The sequence below is a fragment of the Lysinibacillus telephonicus genome (assembly GCF_003966145.1).
Lineage (GTDB): Bacteria > Bacillota > Bacilli > Bacillales_A > Planococcaceae > Ureibacillus > Ureibacillus telephonicus.
Genome location: NZ_RXNR01000120.1, coordinates 1 through 5182, shown reverse-complemented (window position 1 = coordinate 5182; position 5182 = coordinate 1). Strand labels below are relative to the sequence as shown.

5 protein-coding genes are annotated in these 5182 nt (G+C 35.8%); all 5 read left to right on the top strand.

The window, feature by feature from the left end:
• Positions 1–182: 182 nt before the first annotated feature.
• The 5 genes from EKG35_RS20220 to EKG35_RS20200 all read left to right on the top strand — a co-directional run bounded on the left by EKG35_RS20220 (position 183) and on the right by EKG35_RS20200 (position 5023).
• Positions 183–1490, top strand: coding sequence for an O-acetylhomoserine aminocarboxypropyltransferase/cysteine synthase family protein (locus EKG35_RS20220; protein WP_126296351.1), 1308 nt, complete (start codon positions 183–185; stop codon positions 1488–1490).
• Between the two features lie 322 nt (positions 1491–1812).
• Positions 1813–2202 carry a hypothetical protein gene (locus tag EKG35_RS20215; RefSeq protein ID WP_126296350.1) on the top strand — a complete coding sequence of 130 codons (390 nt, stop codon included), beginning with the start codon at positions 1813–1815 and terminating at the stop codon, positions 2200–2202.
• Positions 2203–2340: 138 nt separating this feature from the next.
• The gene (locus tag EKG35_RS20210) at positions 2341–2922 is read left to right on the top strand and encodes an RNA polymerase sigma factor (protein WP_126296349.1); all 582 of its coding nucleotides are present in this window, start codon (positions 2341–2343) and stop codon (positions 2920–2922) included.
• Positions 2923–3678, top strand: coding sequence for a hypothetical protein (locus tag EKG35_RS20205; RefSeq protein ID WP_126296348.1), 756 nt, complete (start codon positions 2923–2925; stop codon positions 3676–3678).
• 358 nt (positions 3679–4036) lie between these two features.
• Entirely contained in the window at positions 4037–5023 is a 987-nt protein-coding gene (locus EKG35_RS20200) for a homoserine dehydrogenase (protein WP_126296347.1), read from the top strand.
• Positions 5024–5182 lie beyond the last annotated feature (159 nt).

The following is a 5182-nucleotide window of genomic DNA, read 5'->3' as shown; positions in this document are numbered from 1 at the left end:
AAGCTATGAACACTTTAAAGCGAAAATTTTATTAAATAATTTATCTAAGAAAATTGGGATTCATTTAGGATAATCGGGGTGCCGTGTAATATCACTTCACCCCAACATTTGACATAGAACCTGTTTTTCCGAATCTCCTCCTCATAAGATCGTCCATCTAAAATAAAAAAGGAGGAAGAAACATGTCACAATTACGTCCAGAAACACAATTACTTCATGGAGGTCAAAAGCCGGATCCGGTTACTGGGGCAATTGCAGTACCTATTTACCGAACAACCGCTTATGCTTTCGAAAATACGGAACATGCTCGTAAATTATTTGCATTAGAACAACCTGGCAACATTTACTCTCGAATTATGAATCCAACAGTTGATGTATTCGAACAGCGCGTTGCCCTTTTAGAAGGAGGAACTGCTGCGGTTGCTGTCTCATCTGGAGCAGCGGCAATTGCATTTTCGATTTTAAATTTGGCTGGTACTGGGGATGAAATCGTTTCTGCTGGTTCATTGTACGGCGGTACTTATAATTTATTTGCTAATACTTTACCTCGTTATGGCATTACAACGGTATTTGTAGATGAAAGCAACCCAGAAAACTTCCAGGCAGCAATTACAGATAAAACAAAAGCTATTTTTGCTGAAACAGTAGGCAATCCAAGCTTAAATATTTTAGATATTGAAAGAATAGCGGAAATTGCTCATGCGCATGGACTTCCGTTAATTATTGATAATACTTTCCCATCCCCATACGGATGCAACCCTATTGAATTTGGAGCAGATGTAGTTGTTCATTCTGCAACTAAATGGATTGGAGGCCATGGTACAACAATCGGAGGTATTGTTGTAGATGCCGGTAAATTTGAGTGGACACAAGGCCGTTTCCCAGGATTTACTGAGCCGGATGAATCATACCATGGGCTGCGTTATGGAATCGATACAGCAGCGGCAGCATTTGCTACAAAACTACGAGTTCAATTATTGCGAGACTTTGGTCCAACTTTAAGTGCTGATAGTGCATTTAACTTCTTGCAAGGCCTAGAAACGCTTCATTTGCGTTATACAAAGCATGGAGAAAATGCATTAAAGGTTGCAGAATATCTTGAAAACCACCCATTCGTGGAATATGTAAACTATCCTGGCAAAGAAAACTTCCCATCGCATTCATTGGCGAAAAAATACTTAAAAAATGGCTACGGCTCTATGCTTACATTTGGCATTAAAGGTGGCCGTGAAGCCGGAAGCAAAGTTATCGACAGTGTTCAATTGTTCTCTCACGTGGCTAACGTAGGGGATGCAAAATCTTTAATAATTCATCCAGCCTCAACTACTCATCAACAGCTATCACGTGAAGAGTTGAAAATTGCAGGTGTATCTGAGGAGCTCATTCGCTTATCAATAGGTTTAGAAGCTGTTGAAGATATCATTGCTGATTTAGATCAAGCTTTATCTAATGTTGCATCAAGTGAAGGTGTAGCTCAAACACAAGCGTAAATAATTTGTAGGATTGGTGAGAACAATTTAATCCGCATTCATTCGCGTAATAATTGTTCTGCCAACCTTCCTTAAGCCATTCATTAGGCAAATCATAACTTATTTTAAAACCTAGTAATTTAATTTGTTTTATTGACTTTTAAGAGATTGGTGAATATACTATTGTGTAGAGGGAATTGATAGAATTTTGTGGTCAATTTATTTATCAACTCTCATGCATCAATTCATTAGCATCTCCCGCTTTTGAATGATTTGTAGTTGCTTACATGTAGCAGTCTTACCCCTCAGACTGCTACACATTACATAAGAAGGAGTATGTTAAATGGGAAACATCTACAGTGCTCAAAATATCGCAGCATATTTTATATATGAACTAAATGAACAAAGGGTTTTTATCAACTCGGAAGCATTACAACATTTATTAGCTAAAGTTGAAATGGATTGGAAAAGCCGTTTCGGGCATAGTGCGTTTTCGGAAAATGTTTCATCTCTTACAACATCTAAATACGCAGTTAAAGAAGTGTATGAGGCTTATAAAGAATGTGGAGAATGCCATTTGCAAATACCTGCAAAAGAGTGGCACCTTGAGTATGGAAAGTTCCAGCTTGTCCATCGACCTTATGGTGTACCAGCTTTTACAGCCGATGAGCAGATGCTGATAAACAATATTATTGCAAAGTATCGCGAAGTTATTTTGAAAAAAGTATCATAGTTTATTCCCATTTAACATCTTTTAACGTCAGTACAAAATGTACTGGCTTTTTTATTTATATAAATTCAGCAAACAAATTTCATTAATTTTTTCATGCCACTGAAAACTTTTTCGTAAAGTGGAGGGTATTTTATATAAATGGCAATAAAAGCCCCCATGAAAGGGTGTGTAAAAATGAGTGATGAAGAGATTGTTAGGAGAATACAAGATGGGGACAGCCAAGCATTTCACGAATTATATGATAACTACTTCGATTTTGCTTACCGTGCTGCAAAAGTTGTTATGAATTCTCAGCAATCTTATGCAAAGGATGCAGTTCAGGAAACTTTTATACGTGTTTATCAACATATACATTTATTCGATTGTAATAGAACCTTTAAGCCCTGGTTTTACAAAATTCTCCTAAATGAGTGCAACCGAATTTTAAAAAAGAATTCAGGTGTTTTAAGCGTTGGGATGGATATTAATCATTCGGTGCAACAAAATGAGCAAACGAATGATAAGTTAAATCATTTTGTTGAGTACGAAAATTTATATAAAGCCATTCAACATCTGGACGAAAATAACCGGATTCCTATTATTTTAAAATATCTAAGCGGTTTTAAAGAACAGGAGATTGCTGAAATTTTAGGCGAAAATATAAATACCATTAAATCTCGATTATTTTATGGCAGAAAAAAATTAAAACACTTCCTACATTGCAACGAGGAGGGGAGTTAGATGGAAAATTTTGAGCGTGAAATAAAAGAAGCATTACACAATCATACTAATTATGTATTGAGTGAAAAAAAGGAAATATGGGATAGGATAGAATCACAGCTGAATCTAAAAGAGAAGGATAATATAAAGAAGAGTAGAACTGCAAAAAAAAGAAAAATAAAAAATAAATTAATTGGAATTGGTGTAATAGCTGCTGTCATTATATTTGCTTTTTCTATTTTAAGTACAAATACCGGGCAGGCGATTGTCAATCAAGTATTGAAATATTTTGAACCAGAAAAGAAAGTAGTCAATGAAATTGAAGGGAAGCCAGAAGAACATGAAGTAATTTTACAGGATCGTTCAGATTATATTATTTACATTGATGAAGAACGCTATAAACTTGTGAACGAAAAAGGCTTTGATATAATTGTTCCTAAGATTCCTTTAGAGGAAAGATACCCAGAAGTTTCAATGTCGATTTTGCAAGTAGTCGACAAAACACCTGGACAATTAGCTGCTCAATATACAGAAAAACTAAATAATACATTTCAAACAGTTAAAGAAATAGAGACAGTAACAGAACCAGTTAATGGATTATTAGTGTCTGCAATTGATGGAAATGAATGGGATAGTCCAGTGAATAAAGTGTATATTATTTCAAATGGGAAAAATGGAAGCTTTGTTTTCGATTTAAAATATTTCCTCGAAGCAGCTGAAGGGCATGGTGCAAGGTTCTACTATATGTTAGAGGAATTTGAAATTGTAGAAAAATAAAATGATTAAAATATCTAGAGGGTTTTAAGTGTCTCTTACAAATAGAGACATTTTTTAATAAATTAATACTGTTTTAAAAAGTATTATAAAACCCTCTTGCCCTTCTTAAAAAAACAATTGTCTTTCTTGAGAAGAATCTTCTTGAGTTCCTTCAAAATATAAGATAAAATTCTCTTATGTAAAATTTTTCGAATTATTTGTTATTATCTTCAATTAATAAAAGATTTTAGCTAATTGCAGATAATTTTCTGGCGAATCCATGTTAAAGAGGACTTTTAACATGGGTTGGGAAAATAATAAAAAACCGCCAAAGTGAAATAGATGAAGAATGTTCAGTAAAGATGGAGGCGAGTAAAGAATGGCAACAATAAAGGCGGCCATCTTAGGTTTTGGCACTGTTGGTCAAGGAATTTACCATATAATAAACGAGAAAAGGGAAGAGCTGCGTGAAAAATTAGGGTTAGAATTAGAAGTTGCTAAAATTCTAGTTCGAGATACGTCTATAGAACGAGTACCCGGAACAGCTCACTTATTAACAGATAGCATCGATGACGTTCTTTCAGTAAAAGGACTTCAAGTTGTATTTGAAGCAATTGTAAATGAGGAACCTGCATTTACATATTTAAAACGTTCTGTTGAAAATAAGTGCCACGTTGTTACTGCAAATAAGGTGATGTTTGCAAAAAGGGGTCTTGAATTACAAGAGTTGGCAAAAAAAAATGGTGTATTTGTCGGCTTTGAAGCAACTACTGCAGGCGGAGTACCTGTAATTAAGACAATGAAAAATATTTTATTAGTAAACGATGTATCGAAAATTCAAGGGATTTTAAATGGAACATCCAACTATATTTTAACGAAGATGCGCGCAGAAGGATGGTCATTTGATGAAGCCCTAGGAGAGGCGCAAAGCTTAGGGTATGCTGAAGCGGATCCTTATAATGATGTTTCGGGGCAAGATGCTTTTAAAAAGTTAATGATTTTATCTGCTTTAGCATTTGGTGAGCAGCCGAACTGGTCAGATGTTGAAGTAATTGGAATTGATAACATTACGTCAGAACAGGTACAGGAAGCAACAGCACAAGGATTACGCTACCGTCATGTAGCAGAAGTTGAAAGACGTGCAGATGGAACGATTTATGCAAAAGTTGGTCCAATGCTTGTAGATAAAGAGCATCCGTTATATCCGATTGATGATGTTTTTAACGCAGTTACAATGGAAACAAATTATATCGGTACATTAACTCTAATTGGTCCGGGTGCAGGGATGTATCCAACGGCAAGTGTAATGGTTGAGGATTATGCTGAGATTATTGGAAAACGTGCTGGCTTTGTTGTAACAATTTAAAAAACATCTTGAGGCGTATTGAGTACGCTTCAAGATGTTTTTTAGTGTGCGCCCGGCATGCGTATGAACTATAGGGTGCAAGTCCCGAACCCCGAAGACAGAAGTAGAGGTTAGCTAAGAGCAAGGGTGTCCGTGGCGACGCGGAATCTGAAGGAAGCT

What these genes read in the sequence shown, in the direction of transcription:
- EKG35_RS20210 (WP_126296349.1), top strand. Translation starts at nt 2,341, where the DNA reads ATGGCAATAAAAGCCCCCATGAAAGGGTGTGTAAAAATGAGTGATGAA.
- EKG35_RS20215 (WP_126296350.1), top strand. Translation starts at nt 1,813, where the DNA reads ATGGGAAACATCTACAGTGCTCAAAATATCGCAGCATATTTTATATAT.
- EKG35_RS20200 (WP_126296347.1), top strand. Translation starts at nt 4,037, where the DNA reads ATGGCAACAATAAAGGCGGCCATCTTAGGTTTTGGCACTGTTGGTCAA.
- EKG35_RS20205 (WP_126296348.1), top strand. Translation starts at nt 2,923, where the DNA reads ATGGAAAATTTTGAGCGTGAAATAAAAGAAGCATTACACAATCATACT.
- EKG35_RS20220 (WP_126296351.1), top strand. Translation starts at nt 183, where the DNA reads ATGTCACAATTACGTCCAGAAACACAATTACTTCATGGAGGTCAAAAG.